Source organism: Stutzerimonas chloritidismutans, assembly GCF_051486945.1.
In the GTDB taxonomy this organism is placed as follows: Bacteria; Pseudomonadota; Gammaproteobacteria; order Pseudomonadales; family Pseudomonadaceae; genus Stutzerimonas; species Stutzerimonas chloritidismutans_B.
In genome coordinates this window covers 379,005-403,936 of sequence record NZ_JAHVDX010000003.1, presented here as the reverse complement: position 1 = coordinate 403,936, position 24,932 = coordinate 379,005, and the positions used below count along the sequence as shown (strand labels likewise).

20 protein-coding genes are annotated in these 24,932 nt (G+C 63.1%); 9 read left to right on the top strand and 11 right to left on the bottom strand.

The genetic code is table 11. The features are described 5' to 3' along the window. Window positions 1-8 precede the first annotated feature (8 nt). The 3 genes from KXR72_RS13930 to uvrD all read right to left on the bottom strand — a co-directional run bounded on the left by KXR72_RS13930 (window position 9) and on the right by uvrD (window position 4,409). On the bottom strand, window positions 9-851 hold the full coding sequence (locus KXR72_RS13930) for a Tim44 domain-containing protein (protein ID WP_437421686.1): 843 nt from the start codon (window positions 849-851) through the stop codon (window positions 9-11). Between the two features lie 203 nt (window positions 852-1,054). Next, the gene (locus KXR72_RS13925; protein WP_437421685.1) at window positions 1,055-2,164 is read right to left on the bottom strand and encodes a TRAP transporter substrate-binding protein; all 1,110 of its coding nucleotides are present in this window, start codon (window positions 2,162-2,164) and stop codon (window positions 1,055-1,057) included. A 55-nt stretch (window positions 2,165-2,219) separates the two neighbouring features. Continuing rightward, window positions 2,220-4,409 carry a DNA helicase II gene (uvrD, locus tag KXR72_RS13920; RefSeq protein ID WP_437421684.1) on the bottom strand — a complete coding sequence of 730 codons (2,190 nt, stop codon included), beginning with the start codon at window positions 4,407-4,409 and terminating at the stop codon, window positions 2,220-2,222. Window positions 4,410-4,666: 257 nt separating this feature from the next. Between uvrD and KXR72_RS13915 the strand changes: the two genes are divergently transcribed. Then, window positions 4,667-7,504: an EAL domain-containing protein gene (locus tag KXR72_RS13915; RefSeq protein WP_437421683.1), complete on the top strand. Its 2,838-nt coding sequence runs from the start codon at window positions 4,667-4,669 to the stop codon at window positions 7,502-7,504. A 579-nt stretch (window positions 7,505-8,083) separates the two neighbouring features. Here KXR72_RS13915 and trhP read toward each other — a convergent pair. Beyond that, window positions 8,084-9,448 carry a prephenate-dependent tRNA uridine(34) hydroxylase TrhP gene (gene trhP / locus KXR72_RS13910; RefSeq protein ID WP_437421682.1) on the bottom strand — a complete coding sequence of 455 codons (1,365 nt, stop codon included), beginning with the start codon at window positions 9,446-9,448 and terminating at the stop codon, window positions 8,084-8,086. Between the two features lie 147 nt (window positions 9,449-9,595). Between trhP and KXR72_RS13905 the strand changes: the two genes are divergently transcribed. Together KXR72_RS13905 and KXR72_RS13900 are read left to right on the top strand one after the other, a co-directional pair. Next, window positions 9,596-10,087 carry a DUF2243 domain-containing protein gene (locus tag KXR72_RS13905; RefSeq protein WP_437421681.1) on the top strand — a complete coding sequence of 164 codons (492 nt, stop codon included), beginning with the start codon at window positions 9,596-9,598 and terminating at the stop codon, window positions 10,085-10,087. Next, window positions 10,087-10,890, top strand: a complete 804-nt coding sequence (locus KXR72_RS13900; protein WP_437421680.1) for a cytochrome c oxidase assembly protein — start codon at window positions 10,087-10,089, stop codon at window positions 10,888-10,890. The genes KXR72_RS13905 and KXR72_RS13900 overlap by 1 nt, the downstream gene beginning before the upstream one ends. 44 nt (window positions 10,891-10,934) lie before the next feature. Here the strand turns inward: KXR72_RS13900 and KXR72_RS13895 are convergent, their stop codons facing one another. From KXR72_RS13895 to zwf, 6 genes are all read right to left on the bottom strand, one after another. Beyond that, window positions 10,935-12,365 carry an aspartate kinase gene (locus KXR72_RS13895; protein ID WP_437421679.1) on the bottom strand — a complete coding sequence of 477 codons (1,431 nt, stop codon included), beginning with the start codon at window positions 12,363-12,365 and terminating at the stop codon, window positions 10,935-10,937. Window positions 12,366-12,465: 100 nt separating this feature from the next. Continuing rightward, the gene (thpD, locus tag KXR72_RS13890; protein ID WP_437421982.1) at window positions 12,466-13,374 is read right to left on the bottom strand and encodes an ectoine hydroxylase; all 909 of its coding nucleotides are present in this window, start codon (window positions 13,372-13,374) and stop codon (window positions 12,466-12,468) included. A gap of 75 nt (window positions 13,375-13,449) precedes the next feature. Further along, a complete protein-coding gene (locus KXR72_RS13885; RefSeq protein ID WP_243607341.1) occupies window positions 13,450-13,845 on the bottom strand; it encodes an ectoine synthase in 396 nt (131 codons plus the stop codon). A gap of 10 nt (window positions 13,846-13,855) precedes the next feature. Beyond that, window positions 13,856-15,130: a diaminobutyrate--2-oxoglutarate transaminase gene (gene ectB / locus KXR72_RS13880; RefSeq protein ID WP_437421678.1), complete on the bottom strand. Its 1,275-nt coding sequence runs from the start codon at window positions 15,128-15,130 to the stop codon at window positions 13,856-13,858. Then, the gene (gene ectA / locus KXR72_RS13875; RefSeq protein WP_437421677.1) at window positions 15,127-15,660 is read right to left on the bottom strand and encodes a diaminobutyrate acetyltransferase; all 534 of its coding nucleotides are present in this window, start codon (window positions 15,658-15,660) and stop codon (window positions 15,127-15,129) included. The genes ectB and ectA overlap by 4 nt, the downstream gene beginning before the upstream one ends. Window positions 15,661-16,301: 641 nt before the next feature. Further along, the gene (zwf, locus tag KXR72_RS13870; RefSeq protein ID WP_437421676.1) at window positions 16,302-17,744 is read right to left on the bottom strand and encodes a glucose-6-phosphate dehydrogenase; all 1,443 of its coding nucleotides are present in this window, start codon (window positions 17,742-17,744) and stop codon (window positions 16,302-16,304) included. A 281-nt stretch (window positions 17,745-18,025) separates the two neighbouring features. Here zwf and hexR point away from each other — a divergent pair, with 281 nt between their 5' ends. Continuing rightward, on the top strand, window positions 18,026-18,892 hold the full coding sequence (gene hexR, locus KXR72_RS13865) for a transcriptional regulator HexR (protein ID WP_243607344.1): 867 nt from the start codon (window positions 18,026-18,028) through the stop codon (window positions 18,890-18,892). A 100-nt stretch (window positions 18,893-18,992) separates the two neighbouring features. Continuing rightward, window positions 18,993-19,196: a PA3496 family putative envelope integrity protein gene (locus KXR72_RS13860; protein WP_423707165.1), complete on the top strand. Its 204-nt coding sequence runs from the start codon at window positions 18,993-18,995 to the stop codon at window positions 19,194-19,196. Here KXR72_RS13860 and KXR72_RS13855 read toward each other — a convergent pair. Further along, window positions 19,150-20,112 (bottom strand): LysR family transcriptional regulator, encoded by a 963-nt coding sequence (locus tag KXR72_RS13855; protein ID WP_275973299.1) that lies wholly within the window; start codon window positions 20,110-20,112, stop codon window positions 19,150-19,152. The two genes, KXR72_RS13860 and KXR72_RS13855, sit on opposite strands and share 47 nt — an antisense overlap. A gap of 225 nt (window positions 20,113-20,337) precedes the next feature. Here KXR72_RS13855 and KXR72_RS13850 point away from each other — a divergent pair, with 225 nt between their 5' ends. The 4 genes from KXR72_RS13850 (at window position 20,338) to KXR72_RS13835 (ending at window position 24,895) form a co-directional block, all read left to right on the top strand. After that, window positions 20,338-21,753 (top strand): acetyl-CoA carboxylase biotin carboxylase subunit, encoded by a 1,416-nt coding sequence (locus KXR72_RS13850; RefSeq protein ID WP_437421675.1) that lies wholly within the window; start codon window positions 20,338-20,340, stop codon window positions 21,751-21,753. A 10-nt stretch (window positions 21,754-21,763) separates the two neighbouring features. Next, window positions 21,764-23,581: a sodium-extruding oxaloacetate decarboxylase subunit alpha gene (gene oadA / locus KXR72_RS13845; RefSeq protein ID WP_437421674.1), complete on the top strand. Its 1,818-nt coding sequence runs from the start codon at window positions 21,764-21,766 to the stop codon at window positions 23,579-23,581. Window positions 23,582-23,649: 68 nt separating this feature from the next. Continuing rightward, window positions 23,650-24,591, top strand: a complete 942-nt coding sequence (locus KXR72_RS13840) for a sodium-dependent bicarbonate transport family permease (RefSeq protein WP_437421673.1) — start codon at window positions 23,650-23,652, stop codon at window positions 24,589-24,591. Between the two features lies 1 nt (window position 24,592). Further along, window positions 24,593-24,895: a P-II family nitrogen regulator gene (locus KXR72_RS13835; protein ID WP_437421672.1), complete on the top strand. Its 303-nt coding sequence runs from the start codon at window positions 24,593-24,595 to the stop codon at window positions 24,893-24,895. The last annotated feature ends 37 nt before the right edge of the window (window positions 24,896-24,932 follow it).

Here is a 24,932-nt window from a genome sequence, read left to right as displayed (position 1 = left end):
CGACCGGATCAGACGTTCTGACGGATACCGGCCACCAGCCAAGGCTGGTTTTCGCCTTGCGCACGCTCCATGCGCCAGCTTTCGCTGAAGGGCTCGCCCTGGTCAAAGCGCGACGTCTTGGCGACGCCAATGAAGGTCAGGGTGGCGATGGTCTTGTCGGCCTGGTCATCGACACCGTCCAGGTTGATCTGCAGATCATCGATATAGGTGGACTGATAAGCGTCGCCAATTTCAGCGCGTTCACGCTTGAGGAAATCGAGCAGATGGGGCGTGACGAACTCGGAGATCTTGTCCATCTCGTTGGCGTCCCAGTGCTGCTGCAGCGACAGGAAATGCTCGCGCGCCGCGGCGACGAAGCTCTGCTCGTTGAACCAGGCCGGTGCGTTGATCACCGGAGCGGCTGCGGGTACGGCGCGGCTGCCCCCGAAGAGCGACGGCTGGGCAGGCATCTCGCGCTGCATCGGGGCATGCCCGGCCATGGCCGGCTGCTGCTGGCGACGACGGGCGGCGAGGAAGCGGAACAGCAAGAAAGCGATCAGGCCGAAGATCAGGATATCCATGAACTGGATGCCTTCGAAGCCGTCGCCCATGAACATCGAGGCGAGCAGGCCACCGGCGGCCAGACCGGCCAATGGGCCGAGCCAACGGGACGCGCCACTGGCTGCGGCGGGCTGCTGACGACCGGGCTGCTGCGCGACGCTGTCGTTGCGCTGTTGGGGCTGCGCCTGACGGGTTTGGTGGCTGGGCGCCGCACCGAAGCTCTTGCCACCGCCAAAGCGCTTGGCATGGACGTCAAGGCTGAACGACAGGCCGATACACAGCGCCATGAAAATGCTGAGCACACGTTGCATTAAGGATTCCCGCTTATTCAGGTGGATTAACGATTGGCATCCTGCCGAGGCAGTGAAAGGTTCGCCAGCGACAGTGTGTTACCGACTTTTGCGCCGTCGCTGCGATTTGGCTGTGGCGCTCGCCTGAGGCGGGGTCGCCCATCCGTCAGGTCGTGCCAGAAGAAAACACGACCCCGCCGGGGCGGGGTCGTGGTCTGGCTGTGTCAGCGCCAGTTGTACAGCTCTTTCTCGGAGATCTCGTGCATCGGCTTGACCTGTGCCTGGAAGGCTTTCATCGAGGCCCAGATGCGGCCGTTCAGTTCGCTCTGCGCGGCCAGTTCGCCAAGCACGACGTCAGCCTGCTCACGCATCGCTGACAGCACTTCATCGGGGAAGCGCTTGAGCTGCGTGCCCTGTTCCTTGAGTTGCTCCAGCGCCATGGCGTTGTTGTAGACGTAGTCGTCCATCATGTCGCGGCTAGCGGCTAGCGCCGCTTCGGTGAGAATTGCGCGCAGATCGTCCGGCAGGCTGTCGAGCGCCTTCTGATTGACCAGCAACTCCAGCACGGCCTGCGGCTCTTGCCAGCCGGGGTAGTAGTAATACTTCGCCGCCTTGTGCAGACCGAAGGCCAGGTCGTTGTAAGGGCTGACCCAGTCGGAGGCGTCGATGGCGCCAGTCTGCAGCGCGGTGAATACTTCCCCGCCGGGCATGTTGACAGTGGTTGCGCCGAGGCGGCTGAGCACTTCGCCGCCGAGGCCCGGCATGCGGATCTTCAGGCCGTTGAGATCCTGCAGCGAGTTGATTTCCTTGTTGTACCAGCCGCCCATCTGCATGCCGGTGTTACCGACGACCATCGGTTTCACGCCATAGGGGGCGTAGGCTTCGTCCCAAAACTTCTGGCCGTCGCCGCGGGTCAGCCAGGCGTTCATTTCGCTGGTCGACAGGCCGAACGGAACCGAGGTGAAGAATTGCGCTGTCGGTACCTTGCCCTTCCAGTAATAGGCGGCGCCGTGACCGAGTTCGGCGGTGCCGCGCGAGACGGCATCGAACACTTCGAGCGCCGGGACCAGCTCGCCGGCGGCGTAGACCTTGATGGTCAATCGACCGTCACTCATTACGCTGACCCGGTCGGCCAGGCGCTGGGCTGCGGTACCCAGGCCGGGATAGTTCTTCGGCCAGGCAGTGACCATCTTCCAGTTGAACGTCTTCGGCGCTTCGCTGGCGGTGGCCTGCGGCTCGGCGGTGGATTCGACCTTCTTCTCGTCATTGCAGCCGGCAAGACCGAAGGCAGCAAGCAAGGCAGCGGCGGCACCAAACAAGTGACGGCGTTTCATCAGAGGGTTTTCCTTTGCAGAATTATTAGTATCGATGCACAGGTTGACGTTAACGTCATAACGCTTCCAGTTTGGCATAACTGAGCATCAACCACTTGCTTCCTTCACTTTCGAAATTCACCTGCACGCGGGCCTGTGCGCCGGAGCCTTCGAAGTTGAGGATGGTGCCCTCGCCAAACAGCGAGTGGCGTACGCGCTGGCCGAGGTTGAAGGGCGTCTCCGGCACACCGGCGCCGTCGAACAGTGAGCCGCCGCCCATGCCTCGGGCGTTGAAACTGCGGCTGACGGTATTGCTCAGGCGCACTTCGCTGATCAGCGCGGGAGGTAGCTCGCGGATGAAGCGCGACACCTTGTTGTAGGTTTCGCTGCCATAGAGCCGCCGTGTTTCGGCATAGGTAACGATCAGCTGCTGCATGGCCCGGGTGATGCCGACGTAGGCCAGGCGGCGTTCTTCTTCCAGCCGGCCCGGTTCCTCCAGGCTCATCTTGTGCGGGAACAGGCCCTCTTCCATGCCCACCAGGAACACCAGCGGGAATTCGAGGCCCTTGGCGCTGTGCAGCGTCATCAACTGCACGCTGTCCTCGTGGTCGCCAGCCTGCTGCTCGCCGGCCTCCAGCGAGGCGTGGTCGAGGAAGGCAGCCAGTGGCGTTTGTTCGTCTTCTTCACCTTCGCTGTAGTTGTCGAACGCGCGGGCGGCGGAAACCAGTTCCTCGAGGTTTTCTACCCGCGCCTGGGCCTTCTCACCCTTTTCGTCCCGGTGGTAGGCCAGCAGTCCGGACTGCTCGATGACCAGTTGCGCCATGCTGTGCAGCTGCATGCCTTCAACTTTAAGGGCGAGGGTGTCGATCAATTCGACGAACCCGTTCAACGCGCTGGCGGCGCGCCCCGAGACCACCTTGGTGCCGACCGCCTGATGCAGCGCGGCCCACATCGAGGTTTCCTGCTGGCGCGCCAGTTGGCGCAGGCATTCGACGGTCTTTTCGCCGATGCCGCGAGCCGGCACGTTGATGACCCGCTCCAGCGCCGCGTCGTTATCGCGTGCCTGGATCAGGCGCAGGTACGCCATCGCGTTCTTGATCTCGGCGCGCTCGAAGAAGCGCTGGCCGCCATAGATCCGGTAGGGGATGCGTTCGCGCAACAGGGCTTCTTCCAATACCCGTGACTGGGCATTGGAGCGGTAGAGGATGGCGATTTCGCTGCGGCTCAGCCCGTCGCGAATGGCCTTCTCGATGCTCTCGACCACGTAGCGGGCTTCGTCGTGTTCGTTGAAGGCCGCGTAGAGGCTGATCGGCTCACCCTCGCAGCCTTCGGTCCACAGCTCTTTGCCGAGCCGGCCCTGGTTGTTGGCGATGAGCGCGTTGGCGGCCTTGAGGATGCAGGCGGTAGAGCGGTAGTTCTGCTCCAGGCGGATGGTTTCGGCGTCCTGGAAGTCCTCGCTGAACTGGTGCAGGTTCTCGACCCGTGCGCCGCGCCAGCCGTAGATCGACTGATCGTCGTCGCCGACTACCATCAGGCTTTCGCCGCCCTTGGCCAGCAGGCGCAGCCAGGCGTACTGCACGGCGTTGGTGTCCTGGAACTCGTCGACGAGGATGTGGCGGAAGCGTCGCTGGTAATGGTCGAGCAGGCCCGGATTGTCGCGCCACAGGTCCAGCGCGCGCAGCAGCAGCTCGGAGAAGTCGATCACCCCGGCGCGCGCGCAGGCGTCTTCGTAGGCCTGGTAGATGCTCAGCATGGTGGTCAGGAAGAGGTCGCCGCTGGCCTGGATGTGCTGCGGGCGCAGACCTTCGTCCTTCTGTCCGTTGATCCACCATTGCGCCTGGCGCGCCGGCCAGCGCTGTTCGTCCAGGCCGAGCTCACGGATCACCCGCTTGACCAGCCGTTGCTGGTCGTCGGAGTCGAGAATCTGGAAGTTTTCCGCCAGCTTGGCTTCGCGCCAGTGGGCGCGCAACAGGCGATGCGCCAGGCCGTGGAAGGTGCCGACCCACATGCCCTGCGGGTTGACCTTCATCAGTTGCTCGATGCGCTGGCGCATCTCGGCAGCGGCCTTGTTGGTAAAGGTCACTGAAAGAATCGAATGCAATGATGCCCGCTCGACCTGGTGCAGCCAGGCGATGCGGTGCACCAGTACGCGGGTCTTGCCCGAGCCGGCACCGGCGAGAACCAACTGACGACCCAGCGGCGCGGCCACGGCCTGGCGCTGGGCATCGTTGAGGGAGTTCAGGAGAAGCGAGAGATCGTCGTGCATGGCGGCCATTCTAGCCGGAAACCATACCGACTCGCTCGCGCTCCGGACGGGACGCTGGAACCTGCGGCACCGTGAGGGCTAGGCGAGCGGGCGGCCAAGGCGTAGGTTCTGGTTCAGGCGTGTGGCTGGTCCTCCCAACGAGTCACCGAGGTGTCTTTGGTCGGAGCGGGCTGTTTCCCCTCGCTAGCAACGTGCCATTATCGGGCGGCGATAGCTGCGTCGCCTGGTTCCAACGAATTACACAACAAGAACCCGCCATGATCGATTTCGTCCCATCTACTTCCTCGGCGCCGCGGATCGACGATCCGGCAACCGGCCGCTGCGCTGAAATTGATCAACAAACCGAGCGTACTCGCCTGCTTTACCAGGGCTCGCGTGTGTCCTTGCTGCTGATGCTGTTGGCCTGCGTGGTGTTCGTGACGTTGCTCTGGGATCGGGTGGGCCGCACCGAGCTGCTGCTCTGGGCAGGGGTGACCGGCGCAATACTGCTGCTTCGCCTGCAGCAGACGCTGGCCTTCCAGCACGCCACCCCGGCGGGCCAGGAGCACCCGCGGTGGCTGCGCTCCTTCCTCGTGTGCAGCGTGCTGAATGCCTTGACGCTGGCCTATGCCATCGTCGAGCTCGCGCCGGTCGAGGGGTTCGTCGTGCAAGCGGCACTGTTTGGCTCGCTCGGCTCGGTCATCTTCGCCGGCAGCGTGGCCTGCGGCGTGTCTTTGCGCGCTTTCGGCGCCTTCGCCGTTCCCAGCCTGCTGCCGGCCGCGGCGATACTGCTCGGCAGTGGTGAAACCCAGCTGCAAGGCTGGGGCATGATCGCCGCCATCGTCCTGCTGACGCTTTGCATGATCGCCTGGCAGATCAACCGGCTGCTAACGAGCAGCTTCGAGCAACGCCTGCATAACCAACAGCTGATCAAGCGGCTCGAGCGCATGCGCGAGGAATCCAGCCAGCTCAACGATGAGCTGGCACACGAAATCGAACAGCGCCGGCATGCCGAGATCATGCTGCGAGAGGCATTCGACGGGCTGGAACAACGTGTCATCGAGCGTACCGCCGAGCTTCACGAAAGCGAGGCGCGTCTTACGCTCGCGATGGAAGCCAGCGAATTGGGTATGTGGGACTGGGACCTGGTGCGCAACGAGGTGCACCTGTCGCGCATGGATGCAATCTTCGGGGACGGCCAGCATGATCGCCTGCGCCTGGTCGAGGATAAGCGCCCCGAGCTGCATCCGGATGACGACGAGCGGGTGCGGCGCGACATGATCGCGCACCTCAAGGGCGAGACCGAGACCTATGTCGTGCAGTACCGGGCGATGCAGACCGACGGCACGCCGATCTGGGTCGAGGATCGTGGCCGCGTGATCGAGCGCGACGCCAATGGACGGGCGCTGCGCATGATCGGCACCCGGCGCGACATCAATGAAAGCCGCCGTCAGGCCGAACAGCTGAGCCTGGCCGCCACCGTGTTCGAGGCGGCGGGCGAGGGCATGGCGATCATGGACCCGGAATTCCGCTTGCTAGCCGTCAACCACGCGTGCTGCAGCCTTTCCGGCTTCAGCCGCGAGGAGCTGCTTGGGCGAAGCGTCGCGATTCTTGCCAGCTCAGAGGACAGCCGCCAGCAATACGCGGCGATCCGCGACAGCCTCACCCAACATGGAAGCTGGCAGGGTGAGCTGATCGAGACGCGCAAAAATGGTGAGGTGTACCCGCAGTGGGCGCAGTTGCGGGCCGTTCAGGACAGCCAGGGCAAGGTGACCAACGTGGTGGCCTTCGTCTCGGATCTCAGTGTGCGGCGGCAGGTCGAGGAGCGCCTGCGCTTTCTCACCCACTATGACGAGCTCACGGGGCTGGCCAACCGCAGCCTGCTCAAGGAGCGCCTGAACGAGGCATGCGAACGCAATCGCACCAGCAACCGTGGCCTGGCGGTGCTCTATATCGATCTCGACCGGTTCAAGGTGCTCAACGAGAGTTTGGGGCATGAGGTGGCGGACCAGATGCTGCGCGAGGTGTCGCGTCGGCTGACCCATACCTTATCGGACGCGGACACCATTGCTCGGCTGTCCGCGGACGAGTTCGTCGTGGTGCTCGAGGGCTACGGCAGCCTTGGTGCCCTTGCTCACACCGGCAGCCGTTTGCTGTCGCGCATCAGCAAACCCATCGAGCTGGGCGAGCAGGAGCTGGTGGTTGCCGCATCCATTGGCGTCAGCTTGATGCCGGACAACGCGCGGGACGCGACCGCCCTGCTGCTACAGGCCAACATGGCGATGAAGCATGCCAAGCATCTGGGCGGTAACACGCTGCAGTTCTTCACCGAGCGGCTGCAGGGCTCCAGCCTGGAGAACCTGCAGACCGAGAATCAGCTACGCCGCGCGCTCGATGAAGGCCAGCTGGAACTCTTCTACCAGCCGCGGCTGAACGTTGAAGGGGATTGCCTTGATGCAGCCGAGGCGCTGGTGCGCTGGCGGCATCCGAAGAAGGGATTGGTTGCGCCGGGTTATTTCATTCCGCTGGCCGAAGAGACCGGCCTGATCATCCCGCTGGGCGAGTTCGTTCTCCGGCAGGCCTGCCGGCAGGCACGGCAGTGGCAGCTCGACGGGCTCGCAGAAATTCGCGTCTCGGTGAATCTGTCGGCTAAACAGCTGCGCCAGGGCAACTTCATCTCCCTGGTGCGCCAGGTGCTCGAGGAAACCGGACTGCCGGCCGACCGCCTCGAACTGGAGCTGACCGAAAGCCAGCTGCTCGACGACGTGGATAACGCCATCAGCATCAGCGAGCAGTTGCGGGCGTTGGGTGTGAAGTTGGCGATCGACGATTTCGGCACGGGCTACTCCTCGCTCAGTTACCTCAAGCGCTTCCCGGTGGACTACGTGAAGATCGACCGCTCCTTCGTTTCCGAGCTGACGCAGGACGGCGAGGACTCGGCCATCGTGCGCGCCATCATCGCGATGGTGCACAGTCTGGACCTCAAGGTCGTCGCCGAGGGCGTCGAGACGCAGGCGCAGATGGACTTCCTCAAGGCACACGGCTGCGATGAAATGCAGGGCTACCTGATCAGCCGGCCTGTGCCAGCGGCGGAATTCGTAGGATTGCTGAGCTGATCGCGCGAAGAAAATTCTATGCCCCGCTTTCGCGCCCGGTCGCACGCAGAGCGTGCTCCTACAGCTGGGAGGGGGCTTTTGCCCAGCGGTTTCGCGGCCCCTCGGTAGTGGTCGTGGCGCTGATGATTGGGCTGAGGTCGCTCTCGACCTGTAGGAGCAAGCTCTGCGTGCGACCGCAGCCACGCACAAGCCCCTGTCGCACGCAGAGCGTGCTCCTACGGCTGGGAGGGGGCTTTTGCCAAGCGGTTTCGCGGCACCTCGGTAGTGATCGTGGCGCTGATGATTGGGCTGAGGTCGCCCTTCGACCTGTAGGTGCAAGCTCTGCTTGCGACCGCAACCACGCACAATTCCCGGTCGCACGCAGAGCGTGCTCCTACGGCTGGAAGGGGCTTTTGCCCAGCGGCTTCGTGGCACCTCGGTAGTGGTCTGGCGCTGATGATTGGGCTGAGGTCGCCCTCGACCTGTAGGAGCAAGCTCCGCTTGCGACCGCAGTCACGCACAATCCCCTGTCGCACGCAGAGCGTGCTCCTACAGATGTGCCGAGAGCCGGGCTGAAGGCAACCAACCCTACGGAACCGGTCAACCGCGGGTGGTGCTGCCGTCCAGCTCGCGCATGACCAGGGCGTGTTGCAGGTCGACGTCATCAGGCACCGGCAGATAGAGCACGTGGCCGTCTCCGGGGGCGACATCGGTGCGCTCGCCGCTCTTTTTCTGAAGATGCTCAAGGCTAAAGTTCAGGTTGCCCCGAGGCGTCATCAGCTCGAGCCGGTCGCCGACGGCGAAGCGGTTCTTGACGATGACCTCCGCCAGGCCGTTGCGCCGCTCGCCGGTCATTTCGCCCACGAACTGCTGGCGTTCGGAGAGCGAAAAGCCGCGCTCGTAGTTCTGGTATTCGTCATGCACGTGGCGGCGCAGGAAGCCTTCGGTGTAGCCGCGGTGGGCGAGCGATTCGAGTGTGCCCATCAGCGACTTGTCGAACGGCCGGCCGGCCAGCGTATCATCGATGGCTTTGCGGTAAACCTGCGCGGTGCGTGCCACGTAGTAGTGGGATTTGGTGCGGCCCTCGATCTTCAGCGAATGCACGCCCATGTGCACCAGCCGCTCGACATGCTGCACGGCGCGCAGGTCCTTGGAGTTCATGATGTAGGTGCCGTGCTCGTCCTCAAAGGCGGACATGTACTCACCTGGGCGGCTGCTGTCTTCGAGCAGGAAGACTTCGTCCGTCGGCGCACCTACGCCAAGGGTGGGCTCAACGATCTCCGGGGCTGCCTGTTGTACGGCGATGGGCTCGTACTTGTGAACGATATCGCCGATTTCGTTTTCCTTCGCTTCGTGCGTCTTGTATTCCCAGCGGCAGGCATTGGTGCAGGTGCCCTGGTTCGGGTCGCGCTTGTTGATGTAGCCGGAGAGCAGGCAACGGCCGGAATAGGCCATGCATAGCGCGCCATGGACGAACACTTCCAGCTCCATGCCTGGCACTTTTTCGCGGATCTCGCCGATCTCCTCCAGCGACAGTTCGCGCGAAAGGATGGCGCGGCTCAGGCCCTGCTGGCGCCAGAACTCGACGCTCGCCCAGTTCACGGCGTTGGCCTGCACCGACAGGTGAATCGTCATCTCCGGGAAGTGTTGGCGCACCAGCATGATCAGCCCCGGATCGGACATGATCAGCGCGTCGGGGCCCATGGCGACGACGGGCTCGAGATCCTTGATGAACGTCCTGAGCTTGGCATTGTGCGGCGCGATGTTGACCACCACGTAGAACTGCTTGCCCTGCGCGTGCGCCTCCTCGATGCCCAGATGCAGGTTGGCGTGGTCGAACTCGTTGTTGCGCACCCGCAGGCTATAGCGCGGCTGCCCGGCGTAGACCGCATCGGCACCGTAGGCGAAGGCATAACGCATGGATTTAAGGGTGCCAGCGGGCGACAAGAGTTCGGTGCGGTTCATGATGCGGGTGGCTCTATACCAACATTAAAGGTGCGGGATTCTACCGGGTTTGCTCGGCGCTGTTCGGCCGTTCGGTCAAGTCCGCGCGAACTCCGGTGGCTGGCGCAAGTCATCACTAGATAGGCAGGGCTTGGTCGACCTCTCCCGGTGCCGACGCAAGCCACCCGTAAAACGCCGGAGGCCAGCGTGAACGCCACGACCGTCGATGCCAGAGGCAGCCTGATCGCCACGATCTTCCTGGGGGTCGGTCTGATGGCCGCGGTCGACGAGATCGTCTTCCACCAGGTGCTGGCCTGGCATCATTTCTTTGACCGCTCGACGCTGGCCGTCTCGCTACTCTCCGACGGGCTTTTGCACGCTGCCGAGCTGCTCATGCTGGCGGCTGGTTTCCGTCTGTTCGTGCTGCTCGGCCGGCGCGGCGCCCTGTCCCGGCTGCATGCATGGACGGGGTTCTTCATCGGCTCAGGCGCCTTTCAACTATTCGACGGGCTGGTCAACCACAAGCTGCTGCGCCTGCATCAGGTGCGGTATGTGGAACAGCTGTGGCTGTACGACCTGGCGTGGAACGCCTTCGGTGCGCTGCTGTTGGCCGTGGCCTTCCTGACCTGGCGGCATGCCCGGCAGGAGGTGCCCGGCTGATGCTGCATCAGACGCATCTGGTCGCGCTAGGTGGCACGTTCGTTTTAGTGCTGCTGACGCTTGGGCTGTGGTTCGCCTATGTGCTCGGCGTGCGCGCCCAACGGCGCGCGCGCAAGGGCTGGAGCTGCTGGCGACTGGCAAGCTTCAGCCTGGGCTGCGGCTTGCTGGTGATTGCGCTGTCGCCTCCGATGGTCGAGTGGGGCCATTCTGATTTGCGCGGGCACATGGCCCAGCACCTGCTGCTGGGCATGTTCGCACCCATCGCGCTGATGCTCGGCACCCCCGGCACCTTGCTACTGCGCACCGTGTCGGCGATGCGCGCACGGCGCATCGTCGAGGTTGCCGGCACCCCGCCGGCGCGCGTGTTGAGCCACCCGGTGACGGCGCTGATGCTGGATATCGGCGGGCTCTATCTGCTCTACATGACGCCGCTGTACGAGCTGAGCTTCAGCGAGCCGCTGGTGCACATCTGGCTGCACCTGCATTTCGTACTGGCGGGCTACCTGTTCTGCTGGTCGATCGCAGGGCCCGACCCGGCGCCGCATCGGCCCGGCATGTTCGTCCGGCTGGGCGTGCTCTTCGTGGCCATTGCCGCGCACTCGACGCTGGGTAAATTGATGTATGCCCATGGCTTTCCGCAGCATGCCGGGCATTCGCTGGAAGAGATCGAGGCGGCCGCCCAGCTGATGTACTACGGCGGCGATCTGGCCGAGCTGCTGCTGGCCGTCGTGTTCTTTGCCACGTGGTATCGCCGCCGCCGAGCAACGGACGGTGACTGGCAGACAGCAAACCGCCGGGCCTAGCAGCAGCCGGGCCCGGCGGTTAGGGAGCAGCGTGTGCTGGGCGATCAAGCCGCCGCGATCACATCGCCGTGGTTCTCCGGCTCGATGAGCGCACGGTGCAAGGCAGCGACAGCGTCGTCGTAGTCTTCCTCGTTGACCACGCACTGCATCTCGACCTGGCGAATCGACTGGTGCACCGCCTGGATACTGATGCCGGCACCGGCCAACGCCGCAACGGTCTTGGCGAGGATGCCCTTGACCTTGAGGTCCGAGCCGATCGCCGAGACGATGGCGACGTTGTGCACGGTGACTTCCGCCGCCGGGTACTTCTCCTCGATCAGCCGCGCGGCGCGGTTGATCAGCTTGCGCGAACCCGACGCGTAGTAGGTGATGCTGTTGGCGTCGGAGTCCTTGTTGACCACGTAGAGGCGCAGTTGCTTGAGCAGCTTGCTGATCTCGATGTCGTAGCCGACGTCACCGAGCATGTCCTGATCGAACACTTCAATGCCGAAGACGTCCTTGCGCCCGGCGATGATCTCGACGCAGGGCCGCTCGCTCTTGTAGTCCTGGCTGATGAGCGTACCGGCGTGGTCGGGCTCGAAGGCATTCTTGATGCGCAGCTCGATGCCGGCGCGGCGCAGCGTTTTGGCCGCACGCGGGTGGATCGCCTCCATGCCGAGGTTCGACAGCTGGTCGGCCACGTCGTAGTTGGTACGGCCGATGGTGACCACCTTGTCGGCGCCGACCAGGTTCGGATCCGCGCTGGAAAGGTGGAATTCCTTGTGGATGATCGCTTCGCGCGCGCCGGTTGCGGCGGCGATCTGGGCGAAGGTGATCTCGCTGTAGCCGCGGTCGAAGGTGTTCATCAGGCCTTCGCTGCAGTGGGTATAGCCGGTGGCGACCACCAGCTCGCGGGCAAGGTCGACCTCGGCGAAGCTCTCGCGAACCATCTCCTCGAATGGCAGCGGCGCGTCGCGGTGCCAGCCGGTGAGGTCGACCATCTTCGCGTTGACGCCGCGATGCTTGAGTGCCAGAACCGAGTTGAAGGCGCTGTGCGCTTCGCCGAGGGAGGCGAGCATTTCGCGAACCTTCATCAGGTGCTCGTCGAGCTGGAAGTGGCCATAGGCGCACAGGCGCTGCAGGCTGCTCATGCACTCGCGGGCATCGTCGATGCGCGCGTTGATGAACTGGTTGGCCGCGCGCAGCTCGAAGTCGCTCTGGAACAGTTCGGCGTTCTTCTCGACCATCTTCTGCCGCACGCCTTCGAGCGCGTCCAGCCAGGCGCCTTCGTTGCGGGCGTCGGCGAAACGCTGGTAGACGCCGGGCTCGCCAGTTTTCTTGTGCTCGAGCAGCAAGTTGGTCATGCCGCTGTAGGCCGAGACGACGAAGACACGCTGGTAGAGCGCATCGCCTTCGCGGCCACCAATGAAGATGTTGTTGAGCAGTTCGTCGAAGCGGCTCATGGATGTGCCGCCGATCTTTTCTACGGTATGCATCGATTCAACTTCCCGTCGTGGGGGTGAATTTCATCCCTGGGCCGCCTTCTTTCCGGCCGCCGACAACGATCAGGCCCACATGGGGCCCGATATGAACGCATCAGAGATAGTGCTGTTTCTGGATGTCCAGAGGCTCGAACGTCTCGCGCTCGGCGACAAAGGCCGGACGGGGCGAGAGGCCACAGTACGGGGCCTGCGCGGCATTATCCACATGGTTGTAGACGTAGAACAGATTGCTCCGCGCACTCGGTGTGATGTTGCTGTTCGAACCGTGCATGGTGTTGCAATCGAAGAACACCACGCTGCCCGCCGGGCCGGTGGCCGTGTCGATGCCATAGCGATCCGCGAGGCGGGTCAGGCTGTCGTGGTCCGGTACGCCGAACTCCTGCTTGCGCAGCGATTTCTCGTAGTGGTTCTCCGGCGTTGCGCCAACACAGCGGATGTAGTGCTTGTGAGAGCCGGGCACCAGCATCAGCGGACCGTTGTGCGGCTCGTTGTCGGTCAGCAGGATCGAGCAGCTCAGGGTGCGCATGCGCGGCAGGCCGTCCTCGACATGCCAGGTCTCGAAGTCCGAATGCCAGTAGAACTCCTTGCCGGTAAAGCCGGGCTTGAAGTTCATCCGTGATTGATGGACGTAGATGTCGCCACCCAGGATGAAGCGGGCAATGCCGGCCGTGCGCTCATCGGCGGCGATCCGCGCGAACAGCGCGTTGTCCTTGTGGATGGCGAACACTGAGCGGATCGCACCGCTGTCGGGTTCCTTGATGGTCTTGCCGGACTCGGCGACGGCCGGGTCCTGGCGCATGCGCTCCAGTTCTTCGCGAAAGACCGCGACCTCCTCGGCACTGAACAGATTGGGGACGACCAGGTAGCCATCTCGCTCGAAGCGTTCGATCATCTCTGGCGAGACGGGCGCGTTTTCCAGGTCGTTGCGGTAGACAACCGGGTCCAGACGCTCCTGCCAGCTGGGTGTGTCCTCCTGGCGTGAAGGGTACAGGTCGGTTTGCACGGGGTTCACGTTAGCTCTCCTTTCGATGCCCTCGGAAGGCAGCGGGGCGGGCTGGGCCCGCCACCGGCCGCCGGCTCAAACGGTTTCGGCTTCGAGCGGGTAGACGCCGCTCTCGTCGTGTACTTCCTTGCCATTGAGCGGCGGGTTGAAGACGCAGGCCATCTTCATGTCCTCGCTACCGCCGCGCAGCAGGTGCTCGTCGTGCTTGTCGAGGATGTAAAGGGTGCCGGGCTCGATCTTGTAGATCTTGCCGTCTGCGATGGTTTCCACCTCACCGTTGCCGCTGATGCAGTACACCGACTCCAGATGGTTCTGGTAGTGGATATGCGTCTCGGTGTTGGCATAGATGGTAGTGATGTGGAACGAGAAGCCCATCTTGTCGTCCTTGAGCAGCATCCGGGTGCTGTCCCAGGTCTCGGTCTTGATCTTGCGGTTGGACTGCTCGCACTCAGCCAGGGTACGTACGATCATGTTGTAATCCTCAAGAAGCTTGGTTGGCGGCTTGATCGGACATTACGGCGGCGAACGCCTTGTCCAGGATGCTCATGGCCTTGTCGATCTGCTCTTCGCTGATAATCAGCGGGCAGAGACACTTGACCACTTCGCTATGCGCGCCGCTGGTTTCGACGACCAGACCGTTCTCGAAGGCGTGGCGGCAGATGGCGGCAGCGGTGTCGCCGTCCGGGCAGCTGATGCCGATCATCATTCCGCGACCTTTGACGAACAGCGAGTCCGGGCCATAGCGGCGGACGATCTTGTTCATGCCGTCGGCGATGCGTTTGCCCTTTGCCTTGACGTTGTTGGCGAACTCGTCGTCCTTCCAGAAATGCTCGATGGCTGCAGCTGCGGTGACGAACGCATGGTTGTTACCGCGGAAAGTACCGTTGTGCTCGCCCGGCTTCCACTGGTCCAGCTCCTTGCGCAGCAGCACCATGGCGAACGGCAGGCCGTAGCCCGACAGCGACTTGGACAGGGTGATCATGTCCGGCTTGATGCCCATCTCTTCGAAGCTGAAGAAGCTGCCGGTACGACCGCAACCAGCCTGGATGTCGTCGATGATCAGCAGCATCTCGTGCTTGCGGCAGAGCTTTTCGAGCTTGCGAACCCACTCGGCCGAGGCCGCGTTCAGACCGCCTTCGCCCTGGACCACTTCCACGATCACGGCAGCGGGCTTGTCGACACCGCTGGATGGGTCGGTCAGCAGCTTGTCCATCATCGCGATGGTGTTGACCTTGTCGCCGAAGTAGTTGGCGTAAGGCATGCGGCTGACGTCGGTCAGCGGAACGCCGGCGGCGCCACGGTGGTGCTTGTTACCGGTCGCGGCGAGCGCGCCGATGCTGCAGCCGTGGAAGCCGTTGGTGAAGCTGATGATGTTGTTGCGGCCAGTCACCTTGCGCGCCAGCTTCAGCGCGGCTTCCACCGCGTTGGTGCCGGTCGGGCCGGTGAACTGCATGATGTAGTCCATGTTGCGCGGCTTGAGGATCAGCCGATCGAAGGTGGAGAGAAAGTTCTCCTTCGCTTCGGAATACATGTCCAGGCCATGGGTGAGGCCGTCGGCTTCGATGTAGTCGAGCAACGCCTGCTTGAGTACCGGATGGTTGTGGCCGTAGTTGAGCGTGCCGGCACCGGCGAGAAAGTCGATGTAGGACTTGCCTTCGCGGGTGATGAGTTCGGCACCACGGGCTTGCTTGAAGACCACGGGAAAGGATCGGCAGTAGCTGCGAACGCCAGATTCGTGCAGTTCGAAAGTTTTCATGCGGTTTCCTCTAGTTCTTCTTCTGAATGGGGTGCGGCGAACGGGCCGGCGCGGTAGAGCACTTCGTCCTCGTGCTTGCCGGCAAAATGTTCAGCGCGGGCGAACAGGGTGCGGGTGCTGTAGTCGACGCCGAGCTTGGCGAAGGCCTTCTTGAACAGCGCCTGGGACGCACCGTTGTCCGGTGAGATGGTGGTTTCCAGGTTACGGATGCCCTGCTCCTTAGCGACCCGTGCGACTAGGGCCATGAGCATGCGCAGCGCCAGGCCCTGACCGCGCATCGACGAGTCGACGGCAACCTGCCAGACGAACAGCGTGTCCGGGCGGGCTGGGGGGCAATAACCGGAAATGAAGCCGACCAAGTGGCCATCCGCGTTGACCGCGGCGATGGAGGTGTCGGCGAAGTCGGAGCATTGCAGCAGGTTGCAGTACACCGAATTGACGTCCAGCGGCTGGCAGCGTGCGACCAGTTCGTGGAGGGGGTAACCGTCGCCGTCGTTAGGGCGACGGAGCGTTACGGTAGGAACACTCAAAACAAAACCTTTTGGGTTGCTGATTGAATCCTTTTCAAGAATAAACACATCGAAAAAAGAATCTCAACCCCGAGCGGGTCAGCAGGCGAAGTATGCACGTACAATACGCGGCGAAGTTCACCGTTTATCGCGGAAGTTGAACTATCTGGAGATCAGGCGAAACGGCGGAGCAATCGCGTTCGATATTCGCCGAGGGGGGCCGGGCGGGCTGTTGAAGTTTGGCGACCTGCAAAAGTGCTCAGGTTCGGCCCGGTTTACAGCTGGGTCCAATAGAACGTGGCTTGGCTGGAGGCCGCTATTTACGCGGTTTCAGGCGTAGCCGAGCGGCTCATTCATCGTACGTTTCCACGGCCGGTGACCAACTAGTCGATTGGGTGGAAGTTGGTCTGAATAGCGCGGGTGAATCAGGGAGTGATCCGCGAAGTTGGGCTGGCAATATTCAGTCGAAATATCCTTCCCACTCAGGCGTGAAATCGGCGACGAGGCGGTCGTAGTGAATTTTTTATGGCGAGTTAGTTGTGGGGAAGTTTCAGGCAGTCGCGGGGAAAGTTATCTTCGAAGTGCTGAATTAGTTGCGCGATTCCCCTGAGCCGCTCTGGTACAGGCGTTACGGGGAATCGCGCAAGGAGGGGTTAACTGGCTCAGCGCCACCACTGGCGGCCCTGATGCTCGATCAGGCGACGGGCCTGTTCGGGGCCGTCGGTTCCGGCCGGATAGGGCCGCGGTTTACGGTAGTGGCTCTGCCAGCCGCGCAGGATCGGATCGACCCAATTCCAGGCTGCCTCGACCTCGTCGCGCCGCATGAACAGCGTCGAGTCGCCTTCGATCACGTCGAGCAAGAGGCGCTCGTAGGCTTCCCAGCGCCGCGTGCTGCTGAAGGCATGTGCAAGGTTCAGGTCGAGCTCGACCGGCTCGAGCTGCATGCCTTTGCCCGGAGCCTTGGCCATCAACTGCAGGCTGATGCTTTCCTCGGGCTGCAGGCTGATCACCAAACGGTTCACCTCGCCTTTGCTGAACAGCTGATGCGGCACCTGCTTGAAGGTGATGATGATCTCCGACCGTTTGCGCGCCATGCGCTTGCCGGTGCGCAGGTAGAAGGGCACGCCGGCCCAGCGCCAATTGTCGATCTCGGCCTTTACTGCGACGAAGGTCTCGGTGTCGCTGTCGTTGTCGATGTTCGGCTCGAAGTAATACGCCGGCACGTCGTGGCCGCCGATGCGTCCGGCGCTGTACTGGCCGCGCACGGTTTTGTCCTGGACGTCGCCGCCGGTGATCGGCTTGAGCGCTTCGAGCACCTTGACCTTCTCGCCACGGATGGATTTGGCATCGAAGCGCACCGGCGCCTCCATGGCTACCAGGCAGAGCAGCTGCAAGAGGTGGTTCTGCAACATGTCGCGCATGGCGCCGGCGTGGTCGTAATAGCCGCCCCGGTTCTCCACGCCCAGCGTTTCGGCCACGGTGATCTGCACATGGTCGATCTGCCCGGCGCGCCAGATCGGCTCGAACAGCGCGTTGGCGAAGCGCAGCGCCATGAGGTTCTGCACCGTTTCCTTGCCCAGATAATGGTCGATCCGGTAGATGCGCGATTCAGGAAAGACCGCGCCAATCGCCTCATTGATCTCCAGTGCCGAATCGAGCGAATGGCCGATAGGCTTCTCCAGCACGATGCGTGCGTCGTCTCCAGCGAGCCCGGCGCTCTCGAGGTTGGAGGCGATGGGGGCGAACAGTGAAGGTGCGGTCGCCAGGTAATTCACACGGATGCGCCCCTCGGCCTGGCCGAGGTAATGGGCCAGGCGGACAAATTCGCCGCGTTGTGAGGCGTCCATGGCGAAATAATCCAGACGCTGGCTGAACCTGTCCCAAACGCTAGGCTCGAAGTCGGTGCGCGAAATTTCGGCGCGGGCATGCCGCTCGGTCAGGGCCAAATAGGCATCGCGGTCGATGTCCTGCCGGGCGAGCGCGATGATCCGCACATCATCGTGCAGGCGGCCTTCGCGGTGCAGGTGGTAGAGGGCCGGGATGAGTTTGTGTAGTGCCAGGTCGCCGGTACCGCCAAACACCAGCATGTCGCAAGAAATGGACACGGCATCGCTCCTCGGAAGTGGAAGGGCTGGTTGGGGCAGGCCTGGCAAGGCGAGTCTGGCGGAACGGCTCGAGGCCTCTCCGCAGCATGTTCGCCCGCGCTTTCGGCTGCTTCGACCTCCGAATGTCTGCCCCGCTCGCGTTTTCAACCGCCAGCAGTTGGGCGATACTGCGCGGCTTGTAGTATAACTACAAGCCCACTACACCCAGCCGGCACGTCTGGACCGAGCATGCAGCCACGCTCGATCAGGCTGTCAGGTACTGATCATAGCGAGTCCGGACCGTGAACCTGCTGCAACACATCGCCCAATCGAGAAGCTCGCTGCGCAAGTCGGAACTCAAGGTCGCCGACCATGTGTTGCTCGATCCAGCGGCCGTGATGCACAGCTCCATGGCCGACCTGGCCCACACGGTGGGGGTCAGCGAGCCGACCATCGTGCGGTTCTGTCGTGCCATCGGTTGCCTGGGCTTCCAGGATCTGAAGCTCAAGCTCGCGCAGAGCCTCGCCGCCGGCGCCAGCTTCGGTCAGTTCGCCATCAGTGAGAACGATTCGGTCACCGATTTCGCGCTGAAGATCTTCGACACCACGCTGCATACGCTGATGGAGGTGCGCGAGCGACTCGACCCGGACGCGCTGGAGCGAGCGGTGAAGGCCATGGCGGCGGCCGAGCGTGTCGAGTTCTATGGCTTCGGCGCGTCCGGCGCAGTTGCCACCGATGCGCAGCACAAGTTCTTCCGCCTGTTGCTCAGCGCGGCGGCGTATTCCGATCCGCACATGCAGGCGATGTCCGCGGTCACGCTGAAACCGACCGACGTGGCGATCTGCATCTCGCAGTCCGGGCGCTCGAAGGACCTGCTGATCACCGCCAATGTGGTTCGCGAGACCGGGGCCACGCTGATCACCCTCTGCCCGAGCCAGACGCCACTGGCGGAGCTGGCGACCATCAACCTGGCGATCGACGTTCAGGAAGACACCGAAATCTACACCCCGCTGACCTCGCGCATCGCGCACCTGGTGGTCATCGACGTACTGGCGATGGGCGTCGCCATGGCCCGCGGGCCGAGCCTGGTCAACCATCTCAAGAGCGTCAAACGCAGCTTGCGCAGCCTGCGCCTGTCGCCCAAATCGGTGAAGGCGCATGAAGACTAGCCGCCGGGCGACGGTCATCACCCTGTCATCTCGCTGACCTCATGCCGTCACGCGGTGCTCTGATGCTGGAACTCCCACCTTCTGTTTCGGGAGAAAGCGCATGGCCCCGCACCGCGAAGCTCACGTCAACCTCGATGCCCGTACCCGTCGCAAGTTGCAGGACGAACGCCGCATGTATTTCCGGCGTGCGATCGAAAGCTATGACGAACAGCGGCAACTGCAGGCCCAGCTGACCGAATTTCCCGACCTGATGATGATCAGCCCGATGCTCGATGGGCTGTCGGAGCGGCGTCAAAGCGTGTAGCCAGGGCGCTGATCCGCGCCCGCTCGGCGCGGATGAACGCGAAAAACGCCTGCGCCACCGGGCTGAGACGCTTGCCGCGCGGATGAACCACGCACCAGCTGCGGTACAGCGGCAGTTCCTGCACCGGCAGCTCGCACAACAGGCCGTGCGCCACCTCCAGGTGCACGGCATGGCGCGGCATCAGCGCCACGCCCAGTCCGGCCACCACGGCTTCGCGCAGCGCATCGAGCGAGGCGACCTGGGTCGTCTGGGCGAAGTGGGCACGCTTCTGCCTGAGGTAGTCCTCGCTGGCCTTGCGTGTGCCTGAGCCAGGCTCGCGGACCAGCAATGGATAGGCGGTCAGGTCCTGCAATGTGAGGTCGCCTATCTGGCACAGCGGATGGCCCGCCGGGGCGACTGCAACGATCGGATTGTCCAGGAATGGCATAAACTCGAGGTCCATGTCGGTCGGCACTTGCGACATGATCAGCAGGTCGTCGCGGCTCACCGACAGCCGTTTGACCGCTTGCGCATGGTTGACCACCACCAGTTCGAGATTGACCTCGGGATGTTGCCGCTTGAAGGCGGCGAATAGGTGCGGGGTGATGTACTTGGCGCTCGATTCGACGGCCAGGTTGAGCTGGCCTTGCAGCGAGCCCTGCAGATCGGAGAGTTGCATGTCGAGGCTGTCCAGCCGGCCGAAGATGTCGGTGCTGGCACGCTGCAGTGCCTCGGCGGCCGGGGTGAGGTAGAGCTTCCGACCGAGGTATTCGAACAGTGGCTGGCCGATCAGCTCTTCGAGCTGGCGAATCTGCAGGCTCACCGCCGGTTGGGTCAGCGCCATCTCGTCTGCAGCACGGCTGTAGGAGCGGCTTTCGCATACCGCCCGGAAGACCTGTAGCTGACGCAATGTCAGCCTCATCATGGTTTTTCGCATCGTGTTCGCTGCCTTTTTTCGTGCCGTCATCCGGCTCGGCTGGTCAACTGCCACAGGCGCGCGCCAGCCTTGTAGCGCCATCTATAAGTAATTACTTATTCTGCATCAAACTATTATTCATTTCAATTAATCGTACCGGCGGGCGTAGGGTTTAAAGGCTTGCACGGCGTGCAGGCACGAATGTCCACCTGTGGACACCGCTCATCGACCGAAGGGAATGACAGCGTGATCAAGAAGCTGCTGATCGCCAATCGCGGTGAAATCGCCGTCCGCATCGTGCGGGCCTGTGCCGAAATGGGCGTGCGCTCAGTGGCGGTTTTCGCTGAGCCAGACCGTCACGCGCTGCACGTCAAGCGTGCCGACGAAGCCTATTTCATCGGTGACGACCCCCTTGCCGGCTACCTCAACCCCCGCAAGCTGGTGAATCTGGCCGTGGAGACCGGTTGCGATGCCTTGCACCCGGGGTACGGCTTCCTGTCTGAGAACGCCGAGCTTGCCGAGATCTGCGCCGAACGTGGGATCAAGTTCGTTGGCCCCAGGGCTGACGTGATCCGCCGCATGGGCGACAAGACCGAGGCGCGGCGCAGCATGATCAAGGCCGGTGTGCCGGTTACGCCCGGCACCGAAGGCAACGTCGCCAGCGCCGAGCAGGCCCTGGCCGAAGCCGAGCGCATCGGTTACCCGGTCATGCTCAAGGCGACCTCCGGCGGCGGCGGCCGAGGCATCCGCCGCTGCAATACGCCCGAGGAGCTGGCCCAGGCCTACCCGCGTGTGATCTCAGAAGCGACCAAGGCGTTCGGCAGCGCCGACGTGTTCCTAGAGAAGTGCATCGTCGAGCCCAAGCACATCGAGGCTCAGGTCTTGGCCGACTCCTTCGGCAACACGGTGCATCTGTTCGAGCGTGACTGCTCGATCCAGCGGCGCAACCAGAAGCTCATCGAAATCGCCCCCAGCCCGCAATTGACGCCCGAGCAGCGTGCCTATATCGGCGACCTGGCCGTGCGCGCGGCCAAGGCGGTGGGTTACGAGAACGCCGGTACCGTCGAGTTCCTGCTCGCTGAAGGCGAGGTGTACTTCATGGAGATGAACACCCGGGTACAGGTGGAACACACCATCACCGAGGAAATCACCGGCATCGATATCGTCCGCGAGCAGATCCGCATCGCCTCCGGCCTGCCGCTCTCGGTCAAGCAGGAAGACATCCAGTATCGCGGCTTCGCCCTGCAGTTCCGCATCAACGCCGAAGAGCCGCGCAACAACTTCCTGCCCTGCTTCGGCAAGATCACCCGCTACTACGCCCCCGGCGGCCCGGGCGTGCGCACCGACACGGCGATCTACACCGGCTACACCATTCCGCCGTACTACGACTCCATGTGCCTGAAGCTGATCGTCTGGGCGTTGACCTGGGAAGAAGCGCTGGCCCGCGGCTCGCGTGCACTGGACGACATGCGCGTACAAGGCGTGAAGACCACCGCGACCTACTATCAGCAGATCCTCGCCAACCCGGATTTTCGCAGCGGGCAGTTCAACACCAGCTTCGTCGACAACCATCCGGAGCTGCTGAACTACTCGATCAAACGCAAGCCGGGCGAGCTGGCCCTGGCCATCGCTGCCGCCATCGCCGCCCACGCAGGACTGTGAGGAACGAACCATGACTGCTCAAAAGAAAATTACCGTTACCGACACCATCCTGCGCGACGCCCATCAATCGCTTATCGCCACCCGCATGCGCACCGAGGACATGCTGCCGATTTGCGAGAAGCTCGACCGCGTCGGCTACTGGTCGCTGGAAGTCTGGGGCGGCGCCACGTTCGACGCCTGCGTGCGCTTTCTCAAGGAAGACCCCTGGGAGCGCCTGCGCCAGCTCAAGGCCGCGCTGCCCAACACCCGCCTGCAGATGCTCCTGCGCGGGCAGAACCTGCTCGGTTACCGGCATTACGCCGATGACGTGGTCGAGGCGTTCTGCGCCAAGGCGGCGGAAAACGGCATCGACGTGTTCCGCATCTTCGATGCGATGAACGACGTGCGTAACCTGGAAACTGCCATCAAGGCCGTCAAGAAGACCGGCAAGCATGCCCAGGGCACCATCGCCTACACCACCAGCCCGGTGCACACCGTCGAGCTGTTCGTCGAGCAGGCGCGGGCGATGCGTGACATGGGCGTCGACTCGATCGCGATCAAGGACATGGCCGGGTTGCTGACGCCGTTTGCTACTGGTGATCTGGTCCGTGCGCTGAAGGCCGAGATCGATCTACCGGTGTTCATCCATTCCCACGACACGGCAGGCGTGGCCAGCATGTGTCAGCTCAAAGCCATCGAGAATGGCGCCGACCACATCGACACCGCGATCTCGTCCATGGCCTGGGGCACCAGCCACCCCGGCACCGAGTCCATGGTCGCCGCGCTGCGTGGCACGCCCTACGACACGGGCCTCGATCTGGAACTGATCCAGGAGATCGGCCTGTACTTCTACGCGGTGCGCAAAAAGTACCACCAGTTCGAGAGCGAATTCACCGGCGTCGACACGCGCGTGCAGGTCAATCAGGTGCCCGGCGGAATGATCTCCAACCTGGCCAACCAGCTCAAAGAGCAGGGCGCGCTGAACCGCATGGACGAGGTGCTCGCCGAGATCCCGCGCGTACGCAAGGACCTCGGCTACCCACCGCTGGTGACGCCCACCTCGCAAATCGTCGGTACCCAGGCGTTCTTCAACGTGCTCGCCGGCGAGCGTTACAAGACCATCACCAATGAAGTGAAGCTCTACCTGCAGGGCCGCTACGGCAAGGCACCGGGCACCATCGATGCCAAGCTGCAGCGCCAGGCCATTGGCGGAGAAGAGATCATCGACGTGCGTCCGGCCGACCTGATCAAGCCGGAGCTGGACAAGCTGCGCCAGGAGATCGGCGCGTTGGCCCACAGCGAAGAGGACGTGCTGACCTACGCGATGTTCCCGGACATCGGCCGCAAGTTCCTCGAAGAACGCGAAGCTGGCACGCTGAAGCCGGAAGTGCTGTTGCCGATCCCCGACGGCAGCGCAGCCAGCGCCGTGGGCGGAGGGGGCGTGCCCACCGAGTTCGTCATCGACGTGCATGGCGAGACCTACCGCGTCGACATCACTGGCGTCGGCGTCAAGGGCGAGGGCAAGCGACACTTCTTCCTTTCCATCGACGGGATGCCGGAAGAGGTGGTGTTCGAGCCCTTGAACAACTTTGTCGGCGGCGGCAGCGGCGGCCAGCGCAAGCAGGCCAGCGCGCCGGGAGACGTCAGCACCAGCATGCCGGGCAACATTGTCGAGGTACTGGTCAAGGAGGGCGACACCGTGAAGGCTGGCCAGGCGGTGCTGATCACCGAGGCGATGAAGATGGAAACTGAGATCCAGGCGCCGGTCGCCGGCACGGTCAAGGCGGTACACGTGGGCAAGGGCGACCGGGTAACGCCGGGTGACCTGCTGATCGAGATCGAGGCCTGAGAGATGTCCCTTAGGGAGCCGCAAGGCTCCTTTTTTTTGCCCTTCCGTTTTGATGTCAGGAGGTTGTCATGGGGCTCGATCCCGTCGTGCTGTTCTTCCTCTTCGGCCTGTTCGCCGGACTGGTGAAGAGCGAATTAAAACTGCCGCCGGCGCTGTACGACACTCTGTCGATCCTGTTGCTATTGGCGATCGGCTTGCACGGTGGCGTCGAGCTGGCCGAGCAAGCGAGTGCTGCATTGCTTGGGCAGTCGGCGCTGGTGTTACTGCTTGGTTGCACATTGCCGCTATTGGCCTTTCCGGCGTTGCGGCTGCTGGGCTTTTCCCGGGTCGATTCGGCGAGCGTCGCGGCGCACTACGGTTCGGTGAGCGCCGGTACCTTTGCCGTGGTGGTGGCCTTTCTGCTGGCCAACAAGGTTGCCTTCGAAAGCTATATGCCGCTGTTCGTGGCCATACTGGAAATACCGGCAATCCTGGTCGGCATCGTGCTGGCCAAAGGCGTCTCGCGTGATACCAATTGGCGGGAGCTTGGGCGAGAGATATTTCTGGGCAAGAGCATCATGCTTTTGCTGGGCGGCCTGATCATCGGCGCCATTGCAGGCAAGGAGGGCATCAAACCACTTGAGCCCTTCTACACCAGCATGTTCAAACCCGTGCTGGCGCTCTTTCTGCTGGAGATGGGATTGATCGCCTCGGGCCAGATGGGTTCGCTAAGGCGCTATGGCCTGCGTCTGGCCGTGTTCGGCCTGGGCATGCCACTGATCGGTGCGGTGATCGGCGCATTGCTGGCGCGGCTGATGGGGTTGTCGCTCGGCGGCACCGCGATGCTCGCGACCCTGGCGGCCAGTGCGTCCTACATCGCCGTGCCTGCAGCCATGCGCTTGGCGTTGCCCGAGGCCAATCCCTCGTTGTCGCTGACGGCCTCGCTGGGGATTACCTTTCCGTTCAACATCCTGATTGGTATTCCGCTGTATCTCGCGCTGGCCGAAACCTTGATCGCCTGGGGGCTCTGACATGACGACTGCTACCCGAACGCTGCTTACCGTGATTTGCGAAGCCGCACTGGAAAAGAAGCTGCTTGCCGATCTCGACCATCTCGGCGCACCCGGCTGGACCCTATCCGAAGCGCGCGGGCGAGGCAGCCGCGGCGTGCGCAGCGCCGAATGGGACACCGAGAGCAATATCCGGCTGGAGATCATCTGCAACCGCGAACTCGCCGAGCGCATCGCCGAACATCTGCAGGTTCGCTACTACGACAACTTCGCTATGGTCTGTTATCTCGTAGACGTCGAAGTGCTGCGGCCGGAAAAGTTCTAACCAGTTGCACGTGGCAATAGCGGGTAAGGCGGGGCGT